Below are 26,367 nucleotides of genomic sequence, written 5' to 3'. Positions count from 1 at the left end.
GTCGGCGCCGGCGACGACGGCGCGACCGGGGCAGGTGCTGGACGGAGGTCGGTTGAAGCGGATGAGAGGGGGGAAGCCATGTAATCAGCCCTTTACTGCCGCGGCAGCGGCACCGGCGATGAAGCGTTTCTGGAAGATAAGATAAACCACGAGAACGGGGATGACCGAAATCGTAGTGGCGGCGAACAGGCCACCATAGTCGGTGCCGTAGCGCCCGTTGAAGGTAGTAAGCCCGACCGCGAGAACCTGCATCTTCTCATTGTCAATCATGAGGTATGGCCACAGGTAGTCCTCCCAGGCCCACAGGAACTGGAAGATCGCGAGTGCCGAGATGGGATTACGGCTCATTGGCAGAACTATGCGGTGGAAGATGTAGATCTCGCTTGCGCCGTCTATGCGCGCCGCCTCGAGGACCGCGTCGGGTATGTCATCCATCGACTGTCGCATCATGAAGATGCCGAAGCCGCTCATCGCTGCCGGCAGGATCAGCGATAGATAGTTGTCACGCAGACCCCATGCGGCGAACATGGTGTAACGCGGGATGATGGTCACGGCCCAGGGAATCATCATCGTGCCGAGGATGAAACCGAAAATGGCGTTACGGCCGGGGAAGCGGTACTTGGCGAGCACGAAGCCGCACAGGCAGCTGGTGTATATGGTTACTCCGGTGACGACGAGCGCTATGCCAAGCGAGTTCGCGAAGAAGCGGATGAAGTCGAACTTGTCCTGCAGACTCAGGAAGTTATCAAGCGTCCACTCCCGTGGAAGGAGCGTCTGGTCGAGTGCGCGGATCTCCGAATTGGGCTTGAATGCCGAAAACAGCATCCACACGAACGGGAACACGGTCGTGATGCCGACAATGAGCAGGAGCGCCTCGAGGACGAGGGTTTGGATGCGCTTGGTCATCGCTGGCCTCCCGAGCTCCGTGAGTTGAGGCCGAATGACATCGCGGTAAGCGCCGCGGTGATAACCAGAAGTACGAACGCAATCGCGGACGCGTACCCGAAGTCGTACTGCTGGAAGGCCTCGTCAAAGATAATGTATGAAATGAGGAACGTGGACTTTCCTGGGCCACCTTGGGTCATGATGAGGATTTGAACATAGGCTTGCGCGTAGCTTATGAGGGAGGTGATTACTACGAATATGGTCATCGGACGCAGCAGGGGCCAAATGATGTGGCGGAAACGCTTCCATGAACTTGCTCCGTCAACGCTGGCGGCCTCGAGAGCGTCCTCGGGCAGGGAGTGCAGTGCGGATAGAAAGAGGATGACCGCGTAGCCGAAGTCCTTCCACACCGTCATGAGCATGATCGCGGGCAAGGCCCAGTGCGAGTTGTACAGCCAATTGATGTCTATGTTGAGGAAGCTGTGAAAGATGCCGATTTGGGGGTTGTACATCATCTTCCACACGTAGGCGACAGCACCATCGGAGTGACCGTGGGCATATAGAATATGGTGCGGAAGAGAGTCTTATGACGAGTCACCTTCGACCATATGGCGTAGGCGAGTGCCAGGCCCAGACCGACTCGCAGGATGATTACTACGACCGAGAAGTACAGGGTATTGGTGAGGGAGGTCCAAAAAGCCGGGTCCCTGAAGAGGTCGGAGTAGTTTTGTGTGCCGACCCACTTATAGGTGCCGTTCAGTGGGTTCCATTGGTGAAAGGAACCTGAGAACGCCTTACCTATCGGGTAGACCAGCAGCACGGCGTTGAACAGGACGATCAGGGCAACGACACTGTTGCGAAGGCTTCTTTCTCCCTTGTAGGTACGGCGGTGCCGCGTGACAGTGGGGGATGGGGACGACGAGGCGGCCGCTGATATTTGTTTGCTCATGACGATAGGTGGGCGGGGAGTGGCGCCTTCCCCGCCCACCCGTCCTCCTTCAGGTGGCGTCTGGCCGGGTGAGCCGGGTGCTAGCCGACCAGCTCGTCGGCGTGGGCGTAAAGGTTCTCAACGGACATGAAGTCGCTCTTGGCGATGTCGGCGTCGATGGTCGCCTTTGCGGTGGTCAAGGCCTCGGAGATGGCAACGCCGTTGTAAAGCACGTCGGACACGGCGATGTTCATGTTGTCTTCAACGGTGGCAGGCATCGGGCCGGGCCATACGTAACGGTCAATCGATCCGAGGACGCTGGTGACGGGGTGCTCCTTGATCTCGGCGTTGTCGGCGAGTGCGACCGACGACGGGAAGAGACTGTAGTTGAGGCAGAGGTCGACGAGCAGATCGTTGCTTGTCAGGAAGAACTTTAGGAAGTCCTGGGCGACTTCGCGTGCGCCGTCAGAGGCGTTCTTATTGATGCCGGGAGTGGATTCTCCGTTGTAGCGGTCGTATGCGTAGGGGGTCTGGTCGGCGTCGTTGACCGGGAACTGGAAGGTGCCGAACTCGATTTCGGGGTAATCGTTGGCCATCGTGCCGTACAGGTGTCCCCACGAGTAGTGCATGGCGGACAGGCCTTGCCCAAAGGCCTCCTGCGCATTGGGGCCGAAGTCCGGCGATCCCACCTGGTCTACGTCGTAAAGGTCCTTGAAGTACTGGAAATCGGACTTCATTACTTCGTTGTCAACCTGCACGGAGGTTCCGGAAGCGTTGAACAAGTTGTATCCCGACTGGTAGTGCTTCCCCAGCAGCATGAGGTAGAGGCTGTCATTGAAGTTGAATCCGGCCTGTTGGAACGAGTTGCCGTCACGCACGGTGAGTTTCTTCGCTATCTCACGGAAGTCGTCCCATGTCGTCGGGATATCGTCTTCCGTCAGTCCGGCAGCCTCCCACATCGCTTTGTTGTAGAAGATCAGCCGGTCATGAGCCGTAGTCGATGTAGTAAACCGAGCCTTCGATGACATGACCGTCGACTCCGACGAAGTCCTGGGAGAGACTATCCAGGTCCATGTCGTAAGCTTCGCAATAGGGCAGGATGTTCTCGTGGTAGGAATTGTGGATGTTGAACAGGGCCGGGCCGTCCTCACCCTGGAGGGCTAGAGGTAGCTTGGTCCAATAGTCGTCCCAGGCCTGGTTTACGATCTTGATCTCAACGTTGGGGTGGATCTCGCTGTAGGCGTCGGCAAATGCCTTGAACTTCTCATCGCCATCCCACAGCCACCACTCGATAGTGATGGGGGCGCCTGGTTCACCAGGGTGTTCGGGTCGTAGGTCAAGTGGTCGCCCTGAATCTCGAGGCCCTTGGCGGCTAGGGTGTCCTGGACTGTCGCGGTCTTATTTTCGCCGCCGCAAGCTGCGAGGGTGGTCAACAGTGCGGCGCTGGTTCCGGCAGCGATGAAGCCGCGGCGGGAGATTGCCCTGGGGGAGGGAGTGTGCATCGTAGAGTCCTTCGTCGGTACCGGCGTTAGGTTTACCGGTAAACGTCATACACTGTATCGGCGGGAAGTACGACCGTCAAGATGTTGCTAGCAGGCAGGAGTGGTTCATGGCGACCTTGCGAGACGTGGCGGCGCGCGCCGGCGTGAGTGCTATGACGGTGTCGAACGTCATCAACGGCCGCACCGGCAAGGTCTCCGAGCCGACGATTGCCCGCGTCCGGGAGGCAATTGCCGCCCTGGGGTACGTGCCCAGCGCCGCGGCCCGGTCTTTGGCGGTCTCGTCCTCGCGGATCCTCGCCTTGGTTTATGAGGCGGTTCCGGGACGTCCGGCTTTGGAGTCTCCGTATGAGTCGATGTTCGTGGGCGTGTGCGAGCAGGCGGCGCGGGCACAGGGCTATGCCCTTATGCTTTGCGGCGCATCGAAGGCGGAGGACACGGTCGCCCAGATGCGCTCATGGAACGTTGCCGGTGCGATCGTCATGGCCACCACCCGGATGTTGCCGGGCGAGTTCTTGGAGCGCTCCGGCGTACCTGCGGTGTTCATCGACGCATACCAGGAGGCTGAGGGAGTCTCCCAAGTGAACGTTGGCGATGCCGTCGGCGCGCGGATGGCGGGTGAGCGGCTTGGGACCGCGGGCCATCGGCGCGTGGCCTTCGTTGGGCCCACGGTTGACATCCCTGGGGTTGTGCGCGAGCGCCTGCGCGGTCTGCGCGAGGGGCTAGCCGTCTATGGCGGCGGCATCGCAAGAGAGGATGTGCTGCTCAGCGAAGTCGACTTCGATGAGGGTGCTGGTGTCGCGAGCAGGATCGTGGAGCGAGATCCCGTCGTAACCGCCGTCTTCGCCTCCGGTGACGTGCTGGCCCTCGGTGTGGTCGCAGGACTGCGGAAGGCGGGGCGGCGGGTGCCCGAGGATGTCTCCGTGGTCGGGTTCGACGGGCTGGACCTGGCCCGCTACTTGGAGCCGCCTCTGACCACGGTACGTCAGCCAATAAGGGACAAGGCCACCACTGCCGTCGACTTCCTGCTGGATGAGCTGCGCGACGGCGACGGCACCCCGCGGCAGACCGTACTGCCGGTAGCTTGGCAGGAGGGGGGAACACTTGGGCCAGCACCGATTTGAGTCGCGCGTATGACGGCATTAATAGGAGGCGTCCTGCTGCGGCCGAGAATGCTCCGGCCAAACCGTGGACTGCCTGCCAGACTATGGGAGAGTAAAGAATGGCTGAAATGAGTTGCCTTCTTGGCCGATGTCGACCTCGTGGCCAGTGCGGTAGAGAAGGTCTGTACCGGTGTGGCTGTATCCGCGGTCGTCCTGGATCAGTTCGGCATACGCGCTGGGTGTGGCTCATCGGGAGCTTCGGCGTCGCCTCACGGAGGAAATCTTGCGGCTGCGTGACACCATTTGAGGAACGCGCCGTCACTTGCAGAGTTCTTCGTGTTTGTGGGTGTGGTGGTGTGGGCTGGGGTTGCTGTGTGGTGGTCGTGGTCGGGTCGGTGAGGACGTTGTTGGACAGACAGGGACGTCGTCGAGGGGTGGAGGGTTCGTGTGTTCCGGTGACGGTTCGTCACCTAGCACCGACGATTCGGCATGAACGACGACGATTCGTACACCTACCGTGCGAACCGTCGTGGCAAGTGCCGAATCGTCGACCAGAACACACGAACCGTCAGGCCAAGGCACGAACCGTCAGCCCGAGCAGACGAATCGCTGGGCCTGATCCGCCGTGCGCACCTCGCCATAGCGCACGGGCCGCGGCAAACCGTGCTTCCGGTCGTCTGGCAGGAGGAAGGGACGCTCGGGCCGGCGCCTAGCTGATACCGGAGGCCGCCGCCAGAGCCTGCCTCACTCGCGTCGGTCACCATCGACGTCGTGGTTGTGCCTCAGCTTCAGGGCGCCAGCGTCGAGAACGCCGACGATGGGCGCGGCAACGAGGACCAGGGGGATGTTGTCGCCGCGTCCCAGCGCCGCAAAGACGCCGCAGACCACAACGGCAACTATGAACGTTGCCAGGACGTGCAACGTGAAGCGCGACTTGGAGTTACTCGACCCGCTGCCCATAGCAGTCACTTCCGACAAGGTCTTTTGGTTTGGATGTGGTGAAGTCTTCGTCTTGGACCGCGATGTAGTCGCGGCCTTATTGGCGTGACGTGAATCATAGCTCGCCGAGGACGCGGGCGCGCAGGGCCAGGGTGGCGGCGCCGGTGGCCCATTCGGCCCGATCGTGCTCGCGCACGACGACGTCGAGCGGAGTCGCGCTGGCGCGGCGCACCGCTGCGACCCCCTGCTGCACCTCATCTTCGAATAGCGTGGCGATGGCGGCACGTTCGCCTGCGATCACCACCACCTCGGGCAGGGTGAAGGCTGCGGCCATGCCCAGCAAGCGCCCCAGCCTGCGCGCGTAGGAAGCGCATAGGGCCACGGCGTCGGTGTCGCCCGCAGTTGCCAGCTCGACGATGTCCGCCGCTGCCAGCCAGCTGCGACCACGTTGCACCCAGCGCGCTCGATCGCCTCATTAGTCAGGCAGTCCATTGCCGCGGCGGCACTGGCCGGCCGACCGCCGTCGGGCACCGGAACCATACCCAGCAGCCCCATCTCGGCGTCGGGGTTGGTCACTACCTGCCCGTCTACTACCAGTCCATGTCCGATACCGGCCCCCACCGTGAGCAGGCTGAAACGGCCATGTTCCCGTCCCACTCCGAACCAGGCCTCCCGCAGCGTCAAGGCGGTCAGGTCATTGCCGATGATGGTGGGCACTCCCAGCCTGGCCTCGACGAAATCGGCCAGCGGCACCCGGTGCCAGCCGTAGAACACCGCCTCATCCACCGTGCGCCCATCGCGCGCCGTACCTCCCAGGCTGATCCCCAGGCAGGAGGGCAGCGGGGCGTCTGTGGCGGCGCCGGCGAGATCGGTCAGCGCAGCGGACAGCTCCCCGATAATGTCGACGGGGCTATGGCCTGTCAATGGGCGGCGCACGGTGGCGAGAACGCCCAGGCGCAGGTCGGTCAGGACCGCGGTCAGCAGGTTCGTTGACAGGCCAACCCCAACCACGGACTCGGCGTCGGCGCGCACCTCGAGCGGCGACTGGGGTCGGCCGGTGTCGGCGACCTGCTGAGTGTGCACGGTCAGCAGTCCTGCCTCCACCAGGGGTGTGGTCAGCCGGGTCACGGACCCGGGGGAGATGCCGACTATGCGCATGATGTCGGGTCGCAGCAGCCGCCCGTGGCGCAGCAGGGCCAATACGATCTCGCGCTGGGTGTCGCTGAGGTCGGCCCACGGCGAATCGGGTGAATCGACGCCGGGCGTGGCGGTTGAGACGGCCATGGCCCCATCATGCCCGACTCGGCGACGCTCATGGCCGGTGGGCTTGCATGCATGTTTCTTCTGGCGCAGAATAATCTGTGTTGCCGCCGACCGGTGGCATTCCCACCCCCCCCACCCAACCTCAGCAAGGATGCACGGAGGTACCCATGAGAGCACTGAGCAGGCGCTCCTTCCTCGCCGGCACGGCGACGGCGGCGGCGCTCGCGGCCACGGGCGGCACCCTCGCCGGCTGCTCGTCCGGCGACGGCAAGGTCCACCTGGAGCTGTTCCAGTTCAAGAGTGAGGCCATCACCCTGTTCGACCAGATCTGCGAGGACTTCAACGCCGCCAACCCGGACATCGTCGTCACCCAGAACTTCCAGGCCGACAACATCACCTCGTTGCGCGCTCGGCTGGTCAAGGGCGACACCCCGGACCTGATCACCATCAACGGCGACTACAATTACGGTGCCCTGGCCGACACCGGCATCTTCTACGACTTCAACCGCACCGACCTGCTCAACGGCGTGAACCCGTCCATCGCCGCCATCCTGGACACGCTCGGTACCGGCGGCGAGGGACAGACCAACGGCGTCGCCTTCGCCGACAACGGCTCGGGCATCATTTACAACAAAGACGTCTTTGACGCCGCCGGCGTGGAGCCGCCGACCACCTGGGACGAGCTCATCGAGGTCTGCGACGAGCTCACCGCCCAGGGCATCGACCCCTTCTACTGGGCCATCAAGGACAACTGGACCGGAGCTCCCGCCTTCAACTCCCTGTCCGGCTCCTTCCTCGCCGACGGCGTCGCCGCTTGGTACGAGCAGCGCCGCGACCTCGACTCGGGCACCTCCTTCGCCGAGCTCAGCCCGGTGTTCGAGAAGATGTACCAAGCGATCCAGTACGGCAACGCCGACAAGGCCGCGCTGGGCTACAACGACGGCAATCAGGGCTTCGCCCAGGGCAAGGCGGCCATGTATTGGCACGGCACCTACGCCATCCCCGCCATCCGCTCTTACAACCCGGACATCAACCTGGGCACCTTCGCCGCCCCGGCCGACAACGCGGCCGACACCAAGGTGGTCTCCGGCGTCGACGTGGCCTTGACTATGGGCGAGAATCCGGCCCACCTGGAAGAGAATCTGCGCTTCTTCCAGTACCTGATGGATGAGGCGAATATGACCGCCTACTGCGACGAGCAGGTCGCCTACCCGACCCTGACCACGCTGTCCGCCCAGGACCCCGCCCTGGAGGGGCTCCAGTCCTACTTCGACGCCGGGCGCGTGGCCACCTACTCCGACCATAACTTCCCGCCGGCCATCACGCTGAACGCCTACGTACAGCAGTACCTGTTCAACGGCGACATGGACCAGCTCATCACCACCCTGGACGCCAGTGGGACAAGGTCGTCCGTCGCATCAACGAGACGGCCTGAGGCAGGAGGACCGAATCATCATGACCACGCAAACCGCCACCGTGCTGCGGGCCCAAGACCCGCAGGCCGTGCCCCGCAAGATCCAGGACAACAAGGCCAAGAAGGTCGACCCGGCCTTCATCTGGATGCTCGTCCCGGCAGCGCTCGTCTTCACCGTGTTGCTGACGATCCCGCTGCTCACGGGCGTCTTCTACACCTTCACCAACTTCAAGGGCTACGGCGACTGGCACTTCGTCGGCCTGACCAACTACAAGAACCTGTTCTCCGATGACATCATCTGGGGCTCGTACCTGTTCACCTTCAAGTACTCGATCGTAGCCTCCATCCTGACCAACATCATCGCCCTGGGGCTGGCCCTCATCCTCAACTCCAAGATGAAGGCGCGCACCTTCTTCCGCGGCGTGTTCTTCGTGCCCTACATTCTGCCGGTGCTGGTCGTCTCCTACATCTTCAGCTACCTGTTCACCAACAACCTGCCCCAGATCGGGCAGGCCCTGGGCTGGGAGTGGCTGAGCACCTCGCTGCTGGCCAACGAGGACCTGGCCTGGCTCGCGATCGTCGTCGTCGGCGTGTGGCAGGCGGTCGCCTATAACACGATCATCTACCTGGCCGGCCTGCAGACCGTGCCCGATGAGATCTACGAGGCCTCCGCCATCGACGGTGCCGGTCCGGTGCGGCGGCTGTGGTCCATGACCCTGCCGCTGATCATCCCCTACCTGGGCATCAACATGGTGCTTTCTTTCAAGAACTTCCTGGGCGTTTTCGACCAGATCGTCGCCCTGACCTCCGGTGGCCCGGGCACAGCCACTCAGTCCATCTCCTACCTCATTTTCAAGAACGGCTTCCAGGGCGGCGAGTACGCCTACCAGACGGCGAATGGCGTCATCTACTTCCTCATCGTGGTGCTGCTGTCCTTCGCCCAGCTGCGCTTCACCCAGAGCCAGGAAAGGGTCTGATCCGCCATGACCGCCACCACCGCCAACGCTTCCAACCCCACCGGCGGGGTTAGTAACCCGGCAGCCGGTTCGAGCCGTATCGGTACAGCCGATCCCGAGGTATACCGGGTCCGCCGTGGCTCCAAGAGCATATTCGGCCGCACCAACTGGTGGACCACCCTGCTGGCAATCGTGCTCAGCCTGACCGTGCTGGTGCCGCTGTACTTCACCGTGGTCACCGCGTTCAAGACCCCCGAGGAGCTCGCCACCTCCGGCTGGGCACTGCCGCGCTCCTGGAGCCTGGACAACTTCGCCACGGCCTGGGAGATGACCTCCTACCCGCGGCGGGTGCTGACCTCCGCGATCATCACGGTCGGTGCGACCGTGTTCACCCTGCTGTCCAACTCCATGGTCGCCTATGCACTCGGCCGCAACATGCACCGCCCCTGGTTCCGGCGCCTGTACTACTACTTCGTGGCGGCGCTGTTCGTGCCGTTCCCGATCATCATGCTGCCGGTGGTCAAGGAGACCGCACTGCTGCACCTGGACAATGAGGCGGGATTGATCCTGCTGTACGTGGTCTACGGCCTGGCCTTCAACATCCTGATGTACACCTCCTTCATCAAATCCATCCCGGAGGAGCTAGAGGAGGCGGCAGCCATGGACGGCGCCAGCCGCTGGACGATCTTCTGGCGGATCATCTTCCCGCTGCTGTCGCCCATGAACGCCACCGTCGGGATCCTGACCTGCCTGTGGGCGTGGAACGACTTCCTGCTCCCGCTGGTCATCCTCACCGACCAGTCCAAGGCGACCCTGCCGCTGGCCCAGTACGTCTTCCAGGGACAGTTCAACACGAACTACCCGGTGTCCTTCGCCTCCTATCTGATGGCGATCGCCCCCATGTTCCTGGTTTACGTGGTCGCCCAGCGCTGGGTCATCTCCGGCGTCATGCGCGGCAGCCAGAAGTAGGGGAGAGGGCATAGGCTCTTCCCAACACCGCCGGCCGAGACCGGCACTAGTAACACACCCAGACCGGCACCGATGACGTGCCGAGACCGGTTGCAACGGCTCCTCCCCGGGGGCGCGGAACGTCGTAGTCCCGCGCCCCCGGGCGGGAGCTGCCGCTATACATCCCCGCCCGGAAGGCCACTGCCATGAGCTACCCGCCGCTGATCGTCAGCCCCCGCCACGTTGGAGACGACGCCGACTGGTGGCGGCGCGCCGTCGTCTACCAGATCTACCCGCGCTCCTTCCAGGACACCAACGCCGACGGCTACGGCGATATCCCCGGCATCACCGCCCGCCTGGACCACCTGGATCGCCTCGGCGTCGACGTCGTCTGGCTCAGCCCCGTCTACCGCTCCCCGCAGGACGACAACGGCTACGACATCTCCGACTACGAGGACATCGATCCGCTATTCGGTTCGCTGGCGGACCTCGACGACCTCATCGCCGGGCTGCACGCGCGCGGCATGCGCCTGGTCATGGACCTGGTGGTCAACCACACCTCCGACGAGCACCCCTGGTTCACCGCCTCCCGCGGCTCGAAGGGCAACCCAAAGCGGGACTGGTACATCTGGCGGCCCGCCCGCGCGGTCCCCGGCCTGAAACCGGGCGCGCCCGGCACCGAGCCCACCAACTGGGGCTCCTTCTTCTCGGGGCCCGCCTGGCAGTGGGATGAGGACACGCAGGAGTTCTACCTGCACCTGTTCTCCGTCAAGCAGCCGGACCTGAACTGGGAGAACCCGCAGGTGCGCCACGCCGTCTACGACATGATGGGCCGCTGGCTCGACCGCGGAGTGGACGGCTTCCGCATGGACGTCATCAACCTGATCTCCAAGACCTACCCCCTGGCCGACGGTCACCGACCGGAGGGCGCCCTGTACGGCGACGGCGCCGCGCAGGTCGCCAATGGGCCGCGGGTGCACGAGTTCCTGCACGAGATGAACCAGACGGTTTTCGTGCCGCGGAGGCGCCACATCATCACTGTTGGCGAGACTCCCGGCGTCACCACCGCCGAGGCGACGCGCTACACCGACCCCGCCCGCGGTGAGGTGGACATGGTCTTCCAGTTCGAGCATGTGGGCCTGACCGACGGCCCCGGCGGCAAGTTCGATCCCCGGCCGCTGGACCGCGTCGCCCTCAAGCGCAACCTGGCCGACTGGCAGGCCGCCCTCGCCCCCGAGGTCGACGCCGCCGGCCGCATCACCGGTGAGCGGGGCTGGAACTCCAACTACTGGGACAACCACGACCAGCCGCGCGCCGTCTCCCGCTTCGGCGACGACGATCCCGCCTGGCGGGAGATCAGTGCCAAGACCATCGCCTCCATCCTCCACCTGCACCGGGGCACGCCCTACGTCTACCAGGGGGAGGAGCTCGGCCAGACCAACACCGTCTTCACCGGCATCGACTCCTACCGGGACCTGGAGTCCATCAACTACTTCCGCGAGCGCACCGGCGTCGGCGACGACCCGGACGCGCTGCTGGCCGGCATGGCCGTCAACTCCCGCGACAACGCCCGCACTCCGGTGCAGTGGGACGCGACCGCGGGCGCCGGCTTCACCAGCGGCACCCCGTGGATCGACGTCACCCCCAACTACGGGGAGATCAACGCCGCCGCCCAGGTGGGCGTGCCCGGCAGCGTCTTCGAGCACTACCGGGCGCTGATTGCCCTGCGGCACAGCGACGACGCCGTCGCCCTGGGCACCTTCCGCCTCCTGGACGCCGACGCACCCGATTCCTGGACGCTGTTGCGCGAGTACGTGGATGCCGACGGTACGCGCGAGCAGGTGCTGCTGCTCGCCTCGTGTACGCGCAAGGGGCTGGAGACCGGGCCCGGCTCCGCGCTGCGCGGGCGGCTGGCCGCCGAGGGAGTTGACCTGGGGGAGTGGGATGCCGCCGAGCGCGTGCTCATGGCCTCCCGGCCGACCGACGCGGCCCTGGAAACCGGCGTGCCCGACCTGGCCGGCTGGGACTCGGTCATTCTGCGCCGATGGTTTTAGGGGGCCGGTTTGCGCGGGTGGTCGGGCCGCGACGTCAACCACCTGCAGATCCCGGAGACCACCGCCATAAGCGCCAGCACCCACAGCGGACCGCGGGCCAGTTCCCACACGAACACGGTGCCGAACACCGGGGCCCGCTGCGTGATCGACAGCACGGCCCCGGCTCCGACCAGCGCCAGCGCTGGGATGCTCACCTGCCAGCCGGCCAGGTTCGCGGCGACGCCGATCGCCGCCCCCGCGCTGCCGCCCAGGGCGAAGGAGGGCGCCAGCAACCCGCCGGTGGCGCCCGCGCCCAGGGTCAGTCCGGTCAGCAGCGGCTTGAGCACGACGACGCTGACCAGGACCGCCAGGGCGGTTGTGGTAGCGGGGGAGAGCAGCGCCGCCTCCAGGGCGTCACGGCCGTTGCCCGGCAGCACCGGCAGCCACAGGGAGGCGGTCCCGGTGAGCAGCCCGGCAGCTCCTATGCCGAGGGGCAGTGCCAGGTGTCCGGCAACCGGTGGGCCCGCACCCATGCCCATAGCGCGCGGGCGCCCACGCCCAGCAGTGCCGCGACGACCGCCACCGGCAGGGCGGCTACCAGCGTGGCGGCATTGGGTTCGTCGATGCTCACCGTGAAGGTAGGTCGCCCGCCCGAGTGCAGCCAGGAGACTACCGTGGCCAGCAGACTCACCGGTAGGGCCAGCCACACGCCCCGGCGGCGCATGCCCGCCAGCATCGTGATCTCGACGGCGAAGGCGGCCCCGCCCAGAGGCGCGTTGTACATGGCCGCCAGCCCCGCACCCGCGGCCGCGGCCACCAGCGTTCGCGTCGTCTTCGGGTCCAGTTCGAGACGTGAGGCGGCTCGGGCGGCGACCGCACCGGCCATGAGCCGGGGTGCGCCCTCACGTCCCACCGAGTTGCCGGCACCTACTGTGAGTACCTGCAGCACGCCGTCGGCGAAGGGACGCAGCATACCCATGCGCCGCCCCGCCCGGCCGGAGACGTCGCCGACCGCCGCCTCCACGCTCACCACGCCGCCGGTGGTTCGTTCCCACCACCACAGGGCGCCGGCCGTCAGCCCACCGGCGGCCGGCGCAGCGATCCGCCTCCAGGTGGCGGCCGTCTGCACCCGCTGCGGCAGCGTCCCCGCGCCAACGCCGTAGAAGAGCCATTCGAAGCCCTCCAGTAGGAGGGCCATGGCGATGCCGATTAGCCCCGCGGCCACGCCGGAGACGAGGGCGGCCGCCAGGAGACGCACGCCGGCGCGGGCGGGGGAGCCGGGCGGAGTTGCGGCAGGGGCAGTGGTCACCCCGCGACCCTACCGGCATACTCAGCTACCCCGGTGCGGCGAATCGACGGCTGCTTCGTTGATCGTCGCCTACTTTCCTGCCCCTGCGGTGATCCCTCGTACCAAAGAGCTCTGTAGGAGCAGGTAAACGATCAGGCTCGGCACCAGTGCTAATACTGAGCCCGCTGCGAGTAGTCCTGTGGAACCCGAAGGGTCATCCCGCAGTAGTGCGATGGCTACGGTGATGGTGTAGGAGCCGGGTCCATTGGAGGCGATCAACGGCAGCAGATACTGGTTCCAGATCATGATGAAGCCGAAGATCGTGATGACGCCTAGCGCTGGCTTGCACATCGGAAGGACGATCCTGCCAAGTACGCCGATCTCGCTGAGCCCGTCCAGCCTCGCCGCCTCCAAGATCTCCTCGGGGATATCCCGCATGAACTCGGTCATGACCATGATGGAGAATCCCCAGATGCCTACGGGCAGGATGATCGCGAAGACGGTGCCCTTGAGGTTGATTCCCAGGAGCGGGAGATCGCCCAGCACAATGGACAGCGGGACCGCGATCACTTCTTCAGGCAGCATCATGGTCATCAGGAACAGCAGCATCACCAATGCCTGCCCACGGAACTTGCGCCGAGAGAGCGCGTAACCCGCTAGCACCGACGCCGTCATCTGCAACAGCAGCCCGCCCCCGGCGATGATCAAGGAGTTGCGCAGGTAGGTGAACAGGCTCCACTCGCCTGCTGCGCGGAAGTTGTCCAGCGTCGGGTCTGTCGGCAGCACAGCGAGCTGGGTCGGGTCGGAGGTGTGACTGAAGGCGCTGGATATGACCGTGAGGAATGGGACGCCGAAGACCGCCAGCAACAGTGCAGCGATCACCAGCCTGATCAGCCTGGAGCTCGGCTCCCCGGTCCATCCTAGTGCTGAGTCGAAGCGACTTGGCGCGGGCCTGCCCTTGCCTTTCACGATTCCCTCCTGCGCGCGGCCAACCAGCGGACGATGATGGTGAGCGTCAGCGTTGTAGCAAGCAGCAACATGGAAGCGGCGCTGGCAACGCCGACGTCGCTGCGATCGAATCCCTGTGTGTATACCTGCGTCATCCAGGTAGTCGTCGAGTTCGCGGGACCACCACCCGTCAGCACGTAGACCTCGGTGAAGATGCCCAGTGCGCGAATCGCAGCGAGTGTGAGAACAATGACCATGGAGCTGCGCAGACTGGGGATCACGATGCTCCATAGGCGCCGCCACCGTCCGGCACCGTCGACTGCTGCGGCCTCGTAAAGGTTCCTGTCTATGCCCGCCAACCCGGCCAGGAATATCACCATGTTGTAGGGGGCTCCCGACCAGATCCCCACCGCGGCCACCGACATCAGCGCCGTGCTCGGGCTGTCCAGAAAGGGAGACGGCCCGAGGTGGAACCAACCGAGAATGGTGTTGAGAAAGCCGCCTGCGTCCGGGAAGTAGATGATGCGCCAGATCTCACCAATAACTGCTGTTGCAGTGACCACGGGCAGGACCACGACGGTGCGGGTGAGCCACAGGCCGATTCCCGATCCCTCTAGAGCTAGGGCCAGCAACAGACCGCCGACGACACTCCCTGCGGTCTGCACGCAGGCGAGAATGACGGTGTGGCCCAGGGCGGAGGTGAATCCGGAGGAAGTGAGCACCTTGGCATAGTTGTCCAGTCCCACCCAGGTGTTACCGAGATACGGGGTCACCTTGTGGAAGCTGTAGTAGATCCCCTCTGCGAGCGGGATGAACTTGAACATCACGGCCAGCAGCAACGCCGGCGTCAGTAACAGCCACATAGTGACGGTGGTTGCCTTCGGAATGGGCAACCGCTTGCGTGCGCTCGGCAGAGCGTTACGGGAACTGGTCACAGTAGCCCCAACTCGTCAAAGACACCTTCCAGCTCGGCCTTGAGATTCTCGAGCTCGGCCGTCGGGTCCTGCTCCGGGCTGGAAACGATGGTGTTTAGGGACTCGGCGATGACCTGCTTGATGGCCGATGCGTCCGCGACGGCGGGAAACACCTGTGAGGAATCGGCGAGGCTGTTCTGGACAACGCCCCAGCGCTCGTCGTCGTAGATCGTGGCCGCGTCCATGTCGGAACGAACCGGAACCCTCACGACCGGCTGCTTGCTGTTGGTCATGCAGGTTGTCTGTCCCTCTTCTGATATGAACCAGGAGATGACCTTGTTGACGGCCTCCAGCTTCTCGGTGCCGGCTGAAACGTAGATGTTCTCGCCTTCGGCAAGAACCGTGCTGTCATGCGGTCCTGCGGGGGCCGGAGCGACCACGTAAAGATCCTTTCCGGGTGCCTCGTCCATGGCGGAGAACTGATACGGACCGGTCAGCGTGTGCCCCACCTTCCCTTCTGCGAAGAAGGGAGTGGATACGGAGGTGTCCGCAGTGAGCGCTCCGGGCTGAACGCGCCCGCCGACGGCGAACAGGTCCTGGATCCACTGCACTGCGGATACCGTCTCCTTTGAGGTCGTGTCCACCGAGAAAGTGCCGTCGCCGTTGTCCGTCCACAACGAACCGCCGCTCTGCCATATGTAACTCATGGCCCAGCGAGCGAGGTACCCGTTCTTGGCGGTTCCGGCCACGTTGGTGCCGTAGGTATTCGCCGACCCGTCGCCGTCGGGGTCCTGTGAGACGACGGCGTCCAGGAAGGCGACATACTCCTCCCAAGTGGTCGGTACCGAAAGCCCCAGCGTCTCCAGCCAGTCAGAGCGGAAGCAGTTGACCATTGTCTGCCGGGAGTAGGGCACGGCGTAAGCGCCGCCATCGATCTGCGTCTCCGCCCACCGGGCGTCATCGATGTCGGATGCTTCGGCATAGTCATCGAGGACAATCTCGCGCAGGAGGCCCTGGCGCTGGTAGGTGCCCAACAGTACGTCGTCGTTGATCCACAAGTCCGGCAGGTTCTTGGACTGAGCCCGGCTCTGCAGCTCCTGTCCGAAGTTGTCGACCGTGGAGAAGTTGACTGTGATGCCGGTGGCCTGCTCGAGCGTGGGGACGATTTCCGCATAGGCGTCGGCGGTGGTGGCGCCGCCGCGCGCCCACATCTCGATGCTGTTGGCGTCCGAACTACTCGAGGATCCCGAACCTGATGAGCCACAGGCTGCCAGCAGGCTGGACGCGGTGAAGACGCCGCTGTAGGCAAGCACAGCGCGACGTGAGGGGCGGAAGAAGTGTGTCGACATTGAAGGCTCCTTTGCAGCTCAGACGACGGTGCATCAGTGCACCTAGTACATCGTGGTAGTACCACGATGTACTATGAGTGTACCTGCCAGGCCTTCGGATGGAAAGAGACTGAGCAATGACGACTTCGACAACGCCCCAAGCCATACGTTTCGCAGCGTCGCGCGGTCCGGGGACACCGCCGAGCTCGACACCGCTCTGCGGCCTGTTCGAAGGAGAGGTCAGGACGTATACGGTCCTTGCCCCTGGCCGGGCTGACATCGGTCTTCCCGACCGTCCCGCTGCAGCGGGGGAGATTCTCGAAATCGCCTTGTTCCCCCAGTTGTTGTTGCAGCGGGACGGCGTGCCCGACCGTGCCTCAACTCTGCTGGGTGTAGGGGTGGACGACGGGCGGGGCGGGCTTTGGCGCCTGCATGACGACGGCGGGCGCGACCTAACTGCCTCACCGCCGAGACGCCCGCCCCATCTGGCCGCCACTGCGTTGCTCCCCGAGCAGTGGAATCTCTGGCGGATACCACTCGATGCGCTGCCGACCGGTACTCCGCTCCGCATGGTCAGGCTTGTTGCTCACACCGATCACGGATCCGGCTGGATTCAGGTGCGCGTGGTGGCGGGGAATATTACGGAGAGCACGCGGGACGTCGGGGACGTGGTCGAGTACGTACACACCACCCGCGGGACACACAGCGGCCGCGGTTTTTCTCGCGGTAACACGTTACCGGCGGTCTGTCTGCCACACGGCATGAATTTCGCTACGCCGGTGACTAATGCCCGCACCCGCCGCTGGCTCTATCGATGGCACGGAGACCCCAACCCTCGTCTGGAGGCCGTCGCACTGAGCCATCAGCCGAGCCCCTGGATCGGTGACCGCGGATCGATGCAGATCATGCCCTACCTCGACGCCCCCATCCTGGAACCGCGGCGCCGGTCACTGAGCTTTCGCCATGATGACGAGATCGCTCGCCCGGACTATTACCGGGTGAGCCTAGATGGTGGCGTCGAGTTGGAGATGACCGCGACGACTCGCACGATCGCTCTGCGGATCCACCTGCCACGTGCCGGCGGCATCACCGTCGATCAAGCTTTTGACGGGCGCCTGCACGCCCGGGTGACCGATACCGGGGTGTCGCTGCACGGCTGGGCCCCCGGAAACGTAGCGCGCCCTTCCCATCCCAGCCCGCCGCGCATGTTCTTTGTCGGTGAGATTGATGACGGCATCCGCGTCGATCCCGCCTATGAGGATGACGGACGTGTGCGCAGCCAAGCCGCGCATGTCACCCTTTCCGCGGGCACGCACGAGGTGCGTCTGGCCACCTCATTCATCTCCGTGGAACAGGCCTGGCACAACCTCGGTCTGGAGTCGGAGGGACGCACTTTCGAGGAGCTACGGCAAGCGGCGCACGATGCGTGGAGGGGACCGCTCGAGGCGCTGGAACTGGACGGCGCCACGGAAGAACAGCGTGAGGCTGCCTACACCGGTCTATATCGACTCCTGTGCTATCCCAATATCGCCCATGAGAACGTCGGAAGCGCGCAGGCCCCACGCCTTGCGCACGCGGCCGTCGCTCTGCCGCTCGACCGTGAGCACACCGACACCGTCACCGGATGTCGCGTGTTGCCCGGCGAACTGTATGTCAACAACGGATACTGGGACACGTACCGGACCAGTTGGCCCGCGTACCATCTGCTCATGCCGGAACGTGCCGGGGAACTGCTGAACGGGCTGCTGCAGCTGTTCCGTGACGGCGGTTGGATGGGCAGATGGACGGCCCCCGGGTTCATCGATTGCATGGTGGGCACAGACTCCGATGTGATCTTCTCGGACGCCTCCGCGCACGGCGTCGACTTCGACCAGGAAACGGCCTACCTGTCCGCCTTGCGCAACGCCATGACTCCGCCATCCAGCACGCAAGTGGGGCGCAGGAGCAACCGTGCGGCACGATTCCGGGACTATATCGACTCCGCCGTGCCGGAAGGCCTGAGCTGGACAGTCCAGAATGCGCTTGATGACGCTGCCATCGCGCGGTGGGCGCGGCGCCGCGCCCACCGCGCCGATGGAGAAGAACGTTCGGACTTGCTAGCGGAGTCATACTACTTCGCCAACCGTTCACTGCGCTGGCGCAGCCTCTTCGACCCCCGGTCCGGTTTCGTCCGGGAGCGTCGCGCTGATGGCATGTGGGAGGTCCCCCTGGCACAGTTCAATCCGCGAGAATGGGGCGGGGGATACACCGAGACGAACGGTTGGGGAATGGCGTTCTCTCCGGTTCATGATGCCGACTGGCTGGTAAATGCCCTGGGGGGACCGGCTGCATTGGGGAAGAGGCTCGACGCTACTACCAGGACCCGGAGAAGGCGGCCTCCTCCCAACGTGGCACTTATGCATATCCTCCACGAGATGACCGAGGCCCGGGCAATCGGCATGGGACAGTTCGCCGTCTCGAATCAGCCCGCCCACCATGTGCCGTTCATGTATCTGCATTCCGATCGGCCGGACCGATCTGCTGAGGTCTTGGCCGACGCCTTCGCCCATCTGTTCACCGGCGGTCGTATCGGACAGGGCTGGCCGGGCGACGAGGACAACGGCGAGTTCAGCGCCTGGTGGCTCTTTGTGGCCATGGGTCTGTATCCGCTCGACGTGGGCTCGGGCGAATTCGTGGTTACTACGCCGCAACTGCCCTCAATGCGTTGGACTCGCCGTGACGGGACCGTCCTGTCCATCACTCGGCAGGGGAGTGGCAAGTACATCGCCGATGTCGAGGTCAATGGGCGTGCGCTGACTGTCCCGGTGGTAGCTGCCTCTGTCCTGCATGCCGACACGCATATCCGGGTACGGGTTGATTCCAGACCACACGGCTGGGGAATGGGGGCACAATTCGCGCCTGCGTCCGCCTGCGAATACCAGCAGGACAAAACCCGTTCCGGGAGCTTGCGCTCGACGCAACGGGGGATCGCCGCCCTCCTTGACGACACCGCGGACACCGAGGTCGTGTTGCCTCCCGGCGCGCAGATGGAGATGGAACTGAACAGTGCCGAACCAGTCCGAGTCATTACTCTGACCGGAACCGGCAGCACCGATCTGGAGGTGGCTGTGCGTGCCGAAGGTGTCTGGTCCCGAGCTATCAAACGTCGGGTGGTGTTCCGCTGGCCGGAAGAGACGCGAGTAATCGCCCTGTTCGACTCGTTCGAGGCGGAACAGCACATTGAGGCGATCAGATGGTTATTCCCGAACGGCGGCAGGCTCACTCAACTTGAAGTCATTTGACCGTCGATCCCGTTCGAGTCTGTTTCGGGACCACCTAGAACGCCGTCGTCTACCGGAATTCCTCCGGTGGACTGACGTACCTCAATGCGGAAGGCGGGCTGGATCAGTTCCTTGGGACGGCGCGGCAGATCGGGATCGCGATGGTGCTCGTCGATCCGTGTCAGTAGCAGTCGAATAGCCTCCCGCGCGAACTCGCGGTGGTCGACGGACAGGGAAGTCAGCGTGGGACTGGTGAAAGAAGCGTCCTCAATGTTGTCAATACCCACTACTTTCACGGCGTCAGGCACGGGTATGTCATGCGCCCGAAAGCTGTGCAGCGCACCGACGGCCAAGGCGTCGTTCATCGCCACGACGGCGTCGAAGGGCGTTCCCGAGTCGATGAAGGCGTTCATTCTCTGAGCGCCCTGAGGCAGGCGCCAGGTCGACTCCGAAAGCAGCAGACGATCATCGACCTCAACCCCCAGTTCCGCATGAGCCTCGCGGAACCCCTGCTCGCGCAGTGGTGCCGAGCCATGATCGGTACCCGGTGCGCAACCCAACAGCACCACCCTGCGACACCCCAGGCCAAGCACATAGGCGGTCAGCGCACGCGCAGCAGCCACATTCGGCAGAGTCACCCGGTCTAAACCGGGCGGATCCACGCGTTCGCCCAGCAGCACCAGTGGGAAGTCAACCTCGTACTGTTCCACGTCCTCCGGTCCGAGGGCCTGAGGACTGAGAATCGTTCCATCGGTGAAATGCCGGTTAGGACCGTGGAGCACGTCGATCTCACGTTCGCGCTGGCCATCCGTCTGCGTGACGAGCACACGGCCTCCCTCACGCTCGGCAGCGTGGATAACCTCCCCGGAGAGCTCGGCCAGATAGGGGTCGCGCAGGTCGGGAACTGCCAGCGTCACCATCCCGGTGCGTCCGCGTCGTAGGCCGCGTGCCGCGAGGTTGACCGTATAGCCCAACTCCCGAATGGCCCTCTCCACCCGTTCCTTAGTCTCAGGTCGCAGATATCGGTATCCGTTGAGCACATTGGACACAGTCTTCGGCGAGACACCAGCGTGCCGCGCAACATCGGCGATTGTCACCATGTCCGCATCATGCCCGAATCCGCGATAGTCCTGGCCTGCCGTGTGGCTTCAGTCCGGCTCTCTGGCGGAGGCCGCCTGGGCGACCGTCTGGCCGAAGTCGGGCACCTCCTGAGGGGGAATGACCCCCAGGTTCTTGTTGACCAGGCCGATGGCGTCGCGCAGCCCCATCCACCACTGGTTCAGCGGACGGCGCGCTCTCAGGTCCAGCTCCTCGTCCATGCGCTCCAGGCGATGGTGGGTGATCCGCCCCTCCACGAGCCCCACATAGCTGGAGTGGTAGGTACCGGCATCCAGCTGGTCGGACAACAGGTCCAGTGCGTGCGCCACCAGCTTGGTGGCCATGATGCGGTCGAAGGCGGTCGGATCGCCGCCCTGCTGCAGGTGGCCGATCTGCGCCTGGCGCACGTCGTACAGGCCCTCACTCTCCTCGGAGAAGATCTTCGCCAGCACGTCCAGGGTGTAGTTCTCACTGGCCCGCTCGTTGCGGATCACCAGGTAGAGCTTGCGGCCCGAGCGGAAGGACTCCACCATGCGGGCCGAGTCCTGGGCCAGCTTCTTCAACGTCAGCCCCTCCTCGTTGAGGTACACCCGCTCGGCGCCGGTGGCAATGCCGCTCATCAGGGTCAGGTAGCCGCAGCGGCGGCCCATCGCCTCCGCCACGAAGCAGCGCCGCGAGGCTGCCGCCGACTGCTTGATCGCGTCCAGCGCCCCCACCGCGCTGTTCAAGGCCGTGTCCGCCCCGATCGACAGCTCGGAGCCGGGCAGGTTATTGTCGATGGACGCGGGCACGCAGATCATGGGGATTTTGAAGGCGGGGTAGCGGTCCCGCTCGGTGACCAACTCGTGCGCGGCCAGATAGGCGTTGAAACCGCCGATGATGAGTAGGGCATCGATCCGGTTGGACTCAATCGCCCGGCCCAGGGAATACAGCTGCTCTATGCTGGGGATGTCCCTGCGCGTGCCCAGCTCGGCGCCGCCGTCGCCGACCCAGCCCTCGACATCGTCCCAGGACAACTCGCGCACATTGCCGTCCAGCAGGCCCGGGAAGCCGCCGTATACGCCGAGCATGGTGAAGCCGTGGTCCAAGCCCAGGCGCACCGCGGCGCGTGCGGCCGTGTTCATACCCGGCGCCAGCCGCCCGCGTGCACGATCGCCACCCGCCGGTCGCGGCCGGCACCCTGCAGGGCGCCCTCCGCCGCCGGGTCCAGCTCGGGCGGGGTGGACATGGTCTCGAAGATCCCCAGCATCTGCTCGAAGCTCGCTCCGCGTGCCGCCACCGCCCCCCGGTAGTCGCCGGCAGCCACCAGATCCTTCACGGCCCGGGTGGCGTGAATCTGCTCCATCATGGCAGGCGCTTGATGCGGTTCTGCCGCTCGGCGATGATCACCGGTTCGCTCTCCGCGGTGGCCAGCACCACCTCGCGGGCGGCGGTGCAGCCCAGCAGGGTGGACATCCAACGGTCGTAGGCGCTCGGCTTACCACCGCGCTGCACGTGACCGAGGATGGTCACGCGTGCCTCCTCGCCGAGCCGCTCGGCAAGCACCCGTTTGACGTCGTCGGCGGTGATGGGGTTGCCGGCGCGGTCGGTGGCTCCCTCGGCCACGATCACCATGGACTCGCGGCGCCCGGCCTCCCGACCCTTGGCCAGCTTGCGGCACATGTCCTCCTCCCAGCCTTCGGCAGGTGGCAGTTCAGGCACCAGCACGTAGTCACAGCCCCCGGCCACGGCCGCCATCAGCGCCAGGTAGCCGCAGTGCCGACCCATGACCTCCACAATGAAGGTGCGCTGATGGGAAGCGGCGGTGGAGGAGATGTCGTCGATCGCCTCCAGGATGCGGTGCAGGGCGGAGTCGGCGCCGATGGTCATGTCCGCGCCGACCAGGTCGTTATCGATCGAGCCGACCAGCCCGGTGACCATCAGCACCGGGTGTGCGGCCGCCGTCTGCTCGGTGATGTCCCCGCGCTCGACCAGTTCGGCCACCAGGGACGGCCAGTTCTTACGGAACTCGTTGGTGCCGGTCAGGGAACCGTCCCCGCCGATCACCACCAGCCGGTCGATATCATGCTCCAGCAGGTTGCGGCAGGCCGCCAACTGCCCGGCGCGCTCGCGGAACTCCGCCGAGCGGGCGGTGCCGATGATGGTGCCGCCGCGGTGCAGGATGGAGCCGACCGAGTCCCACTCCAGCTTGCGGATGCCATCCCCGCCGGCCACGGCGCCCGACCAGCCCTCCATGACCGCGTACGGCTGGGCGCCCATGCGCAGTGCGGTCCGCACGACGGCGCGCACGGCCGCGTTCATGCCCTGCGCATCGCCGCCGGAGGTGAGCACGCCGACGCGCACGGGCTCGGCGGTGGAGGAAGCGGGGCTAGTACCAGCGGCGTCGGCCGGGTCGGCCGAGGTACTGCTGAGCGCGTCGTTAGCCATGGTGGGTCCTTCCGTGGCGTCCGGTGCCTGGTGCTGGACCCGATTCTAATGTGGTACGCGCCGCATGCCCTACGTGCGTCAGGGCTCGTTCACGCCTTGTTCACCTGGTTCGCCCCTGGCTCACGCCGGGCCCGCCCGTGTCCTAGCGCGGCCCGCCCGCCGGACCGGGTTAGTGTCGGTGTCGACCAGCCCGACGCCGTCGGGAGGTACGCCCCTGAACAGGATGGAGAAGCGGGTATGAACCTAAGGGAACGGCTGCACCGGCAGCCCCCGCCGACGCCGAGGGACTCCCGGCGTCCCGCTCTGCCCGCCGATTGGCCGCTGGCCGTGCGCGCGGGCGTGGAGGCGGTTGCATTCGGCTGGGGCGCCGTGGTACTGCCCACCCTTACCCTCTACCTGGTCGACTCCTCCCGCGATGCCGCTGCGGCCCTGACCCTGGGCGGCGTGCTGCGCACCGGCACCGGCATATGGAGCCTCGGCTTCGGCGGCGCCATGGGGACGCCCGACGGCGACTACGGCACGCTCAGCCTGCCGCTGCTGGGGCTGACGCTACTGCAGGCGTGGCTGACCCGCGCCAGCGTGCGTCGCGCCCGGATCAGCGGGCCCGCCGCCGGCGCGATCGCGGTGCTTGCCGCTGCCCTGACGGCCCAGCTGATCACCGTCGCCACCCACCCCGTCGATTCCCGCACCTGGACCGCGGTGATCGGCGTGACCGTCCTGAATGCCATCGTCATCGCCGGCTACCTGCAGCGCTCCGGCCGGGGGTGGGCGGCGCTGAGCGCCTGGCGGGAACTGCGCCCCCGGTGGATCGGGTTGGCGTCGCGTATCGCCGGTGAACTGGCACTGGTGCTGGTGGGCTTGGCCGCGGTGGTGGCGCTATTGGGCCTGATCGTGGGCGCGGGCCGAGTCTCCCGGCTGCACGACGCCCTTGCCGGTGGTTCGCTGGCGGCGACAGCGGGGCTGGTGGCGCTGCAATTGGGCTGGTTGCCTACCTGGATGGTGTGGGCCCTGTCCTGGTTGGCCGGCCCCGGATTCGTGGTGGGCGCCGGCTCGGTGTTCTCACCCACCCGCGTGCTCGCTGGGGCCGTGCCGGCGCTGCCGCTATTGGGCGGGTTGCCTACCGCCGCGATCGGTGCCGGGGGCGGCGGCTTGCCCTTCGTGATTGCCGTGGCGGCCGGTGTGGTGGCGTGGCGGCACCGAGCGGTGCTGCGCGAACTGCCGTTGCGGCAGGCGGCGGCGACGACGGCGACGGTCACGGCGCTTGTCGCCCTCGGCGTGCTGCTGGTGTGCCTGGCCGCCTCCGGACAGATTGGACCGGGGCGCATGGCCGAGGTCGGGCCGCGCAGCGGCTACGTGGCCGCAATTGTCGCTCTGATGGTGCTGGTGGGCGTGGGCCTAGTGGCCGTGCTGCCTCACCCGCGCACCCGCGCGCTGACCTTCCGCGGCGTGGAGGCGACCACCGCCGCCACCGGTGCCGTCGCCGGTCGTGTCCGGGAGCACCTGAAAGCACGCTCCGACAAGCGGTAGGCTGGCCCTGGCCGCAACTGGCGAGGGTGGGGCACCACCGGGGAGCAGCCGACCGGACACCGGTATCCCGAAACGGGACGTCGCCCGCCTGGGCGTCCCGCCGACACCGGCACAAGGAGCATTCGTGACCGCCCAGACCCCATCCTCGTCCACCAGCCCCGCCGCACCCTCCGACGCCGACCGGATCCCGATCCGTCGGGCCCTCATCTCGGTGTATGACAAGACCGGATTGCCGGAGCTGGCAGCCGCCCTGGCCGCCCACGGCGTCGAGATCATCTCCACCGGCTCCACCGCCGCCGTCATTGCCGACGCCGGCCTGCCGGTGACCGCCGTCGAGGACGTCACTGGCTTCCCCGAGTGCCTGGACGGGCGAGTCAAGACCCTGCACCCGCGCATCCACGCCGGCATCCTCGCGGACCGCCGCAAGTCCGAGCACCGGGCTCAGCTCGCTCAGCTTGCGGTCGCCCCGATCGACCTGGTGGTGGTCAACCTGTACCCCTTCACCCAGACGGTCGCCTCCGGCGCCGACTTCGATGCCTGCGTGGAGCAGATCGACATCGGTGGCCCGGCCATGGTGCGCGCCGCCGCGAAGAACCACCCCTCAGTCGCGGTGGTGGTCGACCCGGCCCGCTACGGGGAGGTGGCCGAGGCCGTGGCTGCCGGCGGCTTCAGCCTCGCTCAGCGCCGTGCCCTGGCGGCGGCCGCCTACGCCCACACCGCCGCCTATGACGCCGCCGTCGCCTCCTGGTTCGCCCAGCAACTCGAGGCCGACGCGTCCGCGCCCGCCCTGCCCGCCTATGTCGGGGACGCCTATACGCGCCTGAGCCCGCTGCGCTACGGGGAGAACCCCCATCAGCGGGCCGCCGTGTACACCGCCGTCGGGGCCGCGCCCGGGCAGGGGGTGGCCGGGGCCCGGCAGCTGTCCGGCAAGGCCATGAGCTACAACAACTACACCGACACCGATGCCGCCGTCCGTGCCGCCTACGACCACGGCGAGGCCACCTGCGTGGCGATTATCAAGCACGCCAATCCTTGCGGCGTGGCCGTCTCCGCTGCCGGCGACGTGGCCGAGGCGCACCGCAAGGCCCACGCCTGCGACCCCGTGTCGGCCTACGGCGGCGTCATCGCCACCAATGCCCCCGTCACGGCCGCCATGGCCCGCCAGATCAAGCCCATCTTCACCGAGGTGATCGCCGCTCCCGCCTATGACGACGAGGCCCTGGAGATCCTTACCACCAAGAAGAACCTGCGCATCCTGGTTGTGGCCCCACCCGCGCGTGGCGGCTGGGAAGTCAAGCAGATCTCCGGCGGTGCCGTCATCCAGGAGCGCGACACCATCGACGCGCCCGGTGACGCGCCCACAGGCTGGACGCTGGTGTCCGGCCAGGCCGCGGACGCAGCCACCCTGGCCGACCTCGCCTTCGCCTGGCGCACCGTGCGCGCGGTGCGTTCCAACGCCATCCTGCTGGCCCATGACGGCGCCACCGTCGGGGTTGGCATGGGGCAGGTCAACCGAGTGGACTCCTGCAAGCTGGCCGTGGAGCGCGCCAACACCCTGGGCGCCGCGCCACCGGGGACGCCGCCGTCGATGCCGCAGGCACGGAGGGCG

Annotated in this window: 20 protein-coding genes and 2 pseudogenes; 8 read left to right on the top strand and 14 right to left on the bottom strand. The window is 65.8% G+C overall.

The features are described 5' to 3' along the window. Positions 1-84 precede the first annotated feature (84 nt). From BW737_RS00450 to BW737_RS16450, 4 genes are all read right to left on the bottom strand, one after another. A complete protein-coding gene (locus tag BW737_RS00450) occupies positions 85-906 on the bottom strand; it encodes a carbohydrate ABC transporter permease (RefSeq protein WP_086615537.1) in 822 nt (273 codons plus the stop codon). Continuing rightward, entirely contained in the window at positions 903-1,400 is a 498-nt protein-coding gene (locus tag BW737_RS16460; protein WP_218961715.1) for a carbohydrate ABC transporter permease, read from the bottom strand. Before BW737_RS16460 ends, BW737_RS00450 begins: the two co-directional genes overlap by 4 nt. Further along, on the bottom strand, positions 1,397-1,834 hold the full coding sequence (locus BW737_RS16455; RefSeq protein WP_218961714.1) for a carbohydrate ABC transporter permease: 438 nt from the start codon (positions 1,832-1,834) through the stop codon (positions 1,397-1,399). Before BW737_RS16455 ends, BW737_RS16460 begins: the two co-directional genes overlap by 4 nt. 80 nt (positions 1,835-1,914) lie before the next feature. Beyond that, on the bottom strand, positions 1,915-2,790 hold the full coding sequence (locus BW737_RS16450) for an extracellular solute-binding protein (RefSeq protein ID WP_257210304.1): 876 nt from the start codon (positions 2,788-2,790) through the stop codon (positions 1,915-1,917). Positions 2,791-3,422: 632 nt separating this feature from the next. On the opposite strand from BW737_RS16450, the gene BW737_RS00435 reads away from it, so the two are divergent. Beyond that, on the top strand, positions 3,423-4,436 hold the full coding sequence (locus BW737_RS00435; protein ID WP_086615536.1) for a LacI family DNA-binding transcriptional regulator: 1,014 nt from the start codon (positions 3,423-3,425) through the stop codon (positions 4,434-4,436). Between the two features lie 723 nt (positions 4,437-5,159). On the opposite strand, the gene BW737_RS00430 is transcribed toward BW737_RS00435, so the two are convergent. The 3 genes from BW737_RS00430 to BW737_RS17190 form a co-directional block, all read right to left on the bottom strand. Then, positions 5,160-5,384, bottom strand: coding sequence for a hypothetical protein (locus BW737_RS00430; protein ID WP_143233201.1), 225 nt, complete (start codon positions 5,382-5,384; stop codon positions 5,160-5,162). An 85-nt stretch (positions 5,385-5,469) separates the two neighbouring features. After that, on the bottom strand, positions 5,470-5,763 hold the full coding sequence (locus BW737_RS17195) for an ROK family protein (protein ID WP_257210303.1): 294 nt from the start codon (positions 5,761-5,763) through the stop codon (positions 5,470-5,472). After that, complete coding sequence (locus BW737_RS17190; RefSeq protein WP_257210300.1) at positions 5,652-6,638, bottom strand: ROK family transcriptional regulator; 987 nt, start codon at positions 6,636-6,638, stop codon at positions 5,652-5,654. Before BW737_RS17190 ends, BW737_RS17195 begins: the two co-directional genes overlap by 112 nt. 146 nt (positions 6,639-6,784) lie before the next feature. Here BW737_RS17190 and BW737_RS17185 point away from each other — a divergent pair, with 146 nt between their 5' ends. From BW737_RS17185 to BW737_RS00400, 4 genes are all read left to right on the top strand, one after another. Continuing rightward, positions 6,785-8,323, top strand: a complete 1,539-nt coding sequence (locus tag BW737_RS17185) for an ABC transporter substrate-binding protein (RefSeq protein ID WP_257210299.1) — start codon at positions 6,785-6,787, stop codon at positions 8,321-8,323. Further along, positions 8,208-9,008 carry a carbohydrate ABC transporter permease gene (locus tag BW737_RS00410; protein ID WP_257210298.1) on the top strand — a complete coding sequence of 267 codons (801 nt, stop codon included), beginning with the start codon at positions 8,208-8,210 and terminating at the stop codon, positions 9,006-9,008. The genes BW737_RS17185 and BW737_RS00410 overlap by 116 nt, the downstream gene beginning before the upstream one ends. A gap of 6 nt (positions 9,009-9,014) precedes the next feature. Continuing rightward, positions 9,015-9,956, top strand: coding sequence for a carbohydrate ABC transporter permease (locus BW737_RS00405; protein ID WP_257210297.1), 942 nt, complete (start codon positions 9,015-9,017; stop codon positions 9,954-9,956). A 185-nt stretch (positions 9,957-10,141) separates the two neighbouring features. Then, the gene (locus BW737_RS00400) at positions 10,142-11,989 is read left to right on the top strand and encodes an alpha-glucosidase (protein WP_086615534.1); all 1,848 of its coding nucleotides are present in this window, start codon (positions 10,142-10,144) and stop codon (positions 11,987-11,989) included. On the opposite strand, the gene BW737_RS19205 is transcribed toward BW737_RS00400, so the two are convergent. From BW737_RS19205 to BW737_RS00385, 5 genes are all read right to left on the bottom strand, one after another. Next, positions 11,986-12,501 (bottom strand): chloride channel protein, encoded by a 516-nt coding sequence (locus BW737_RS19205; protein WP_338063812.1) that lies wholly within the window; start codon positions 12,499-12,501, stop codon positions 11,986-11,988. The genes BW737_RS00400 and BW737_RS19205 overlap by 4 nt on opposite strands. Beyond that, entirely contained in the window at positions 12,450-13,277 is an 828-nt protein-coding gene (locus tag BW737_RS19200) for a chloride channel protein (protein ID WP_338063811.1), read from the bottom strand. Before BW737_RS19200 ends, BW737_RS19205 begins: the two co-directional genes overlap by 52 nt. Positions 13,278-13,346: 69 nt before the next feature. Continuing rightward, positions 13,347-14,225 carry a carbohydrate ABC transporter permease gene (locus tag BW737_RS00390; protein WP_218961712.1) on the bottom strand — a complete coding sequence of 293 codons (879 nt, stop codon included), beginning with the start codon at positions 14,223-14,225 and terminating at the stop codon, positions 13,347-13,349. Then, positions 14,222-15,067, bottom strand: a complete 846-nt coding sequence (locus BW737_RS16440) for a carbohydrate ABC transporter permease (RefSeq protein ID WP_218961711.1) — start codon at positions 15,065-15,067, stop codon at positions 14,222-14,224. The genes BW737_RS00390 and BW737_RS16440 overlap by 4 nt, the downstream gene beginning before the upstream one ends. Positions 15,068-15,135: 68 nt before the next feature. Then, a complete protein-coding gene (locus tag BW737_RS00385) occupies positions 15,136-16,467 on the bottom strand; it encodes an ABC transporter substrate-binding protein (RefSeq protein ID WP_086615532.1) in 1,332 nt (443 codons plus the stop codon). Positions 16,468-17,015: 548 nt separating this feature from the next. Here BW737_RS00385 and BW737_RS00380 point away from each other — a divergent pair. After that, a complete protein-coding gene (locus tag BW737_RS00380) occupies positions 17,016-19,727 on the top strand; it encodes a GH92 family glycosyl hydrolase (protein WP_180271954.1) in 2,712 nt (903 codons plus the stop codon). On the opposite strand, the gene BW737_RS00375 is transcribed toward BW737_RS00380, so the two are convergent. Together BW737_RS00375 and BW737_RS00370 are read right to left on the bottom strand one after the other, a co-directional pair. Beyond that, the gene (locus BW737_RS00375) at positions 19,709-20,806 is read right to left on the bottom strand and encodes a LacI family DNA-binding transcriptional regulator (protein ID WP_086615530.1); all 1,098 of its coding nucleotides are present in this window, start codon (positions 20,804-20,806) and stop codon (positions 19,709-19,711) included. The genes BW737_RS00380 and BW737_RS00375 overlap by 19 nt on opposite strands. 48 nt (positions 20,807-20,854) lie before the next feature. Next, a pseudogene (locus tag BW737_RS00370) lies at positions 20,855-23,105 on the bottom strand (6-phosphofructokinase). A 363-nt stretch (positions 23,106-23,468) separates the two neighbouring features. Here BW737_RS00370 and BW737_RS00365 point away from each other — a divergent pair. After that, positions 23,469-24,758 (top strand): cell division protein PerM, encoded by a 1,290-nt coding sequence (locus tag BW737_RS00365; protein ID WP_086615529.1) that lies wholly within the window; start codon positions 23,469-23,471, stop codon positions 24,756-24,758. A 124-nt stretch (positions 24,759-24,882) separates the two neighbouring features. After that, a pseudogene (purH, locus tag BW737_RS00360) lies at positions 24,883-26,367 on the top strand (bifunctional phosphoribosylaminoimidazolecarboxamide formyltransferase/IMP cyclohydrolase); the annotation flags it as partial.

This window comes from Actinomyces ruminis (genome assembly GCF_002154335.2).
In the GTDB taxonomy this organism is placed as follows: domain Bacteria; phylum Actinomycetota; class Actinomycetes; order Actinomycetales; family Actinomycetaceae; genus Actinomyces; species Actinomyces ruminis.
Note: the sequence above shows the minus strand (reverse complement) of the source record. Positions and strands in the feature narration are given on the sequence as shown.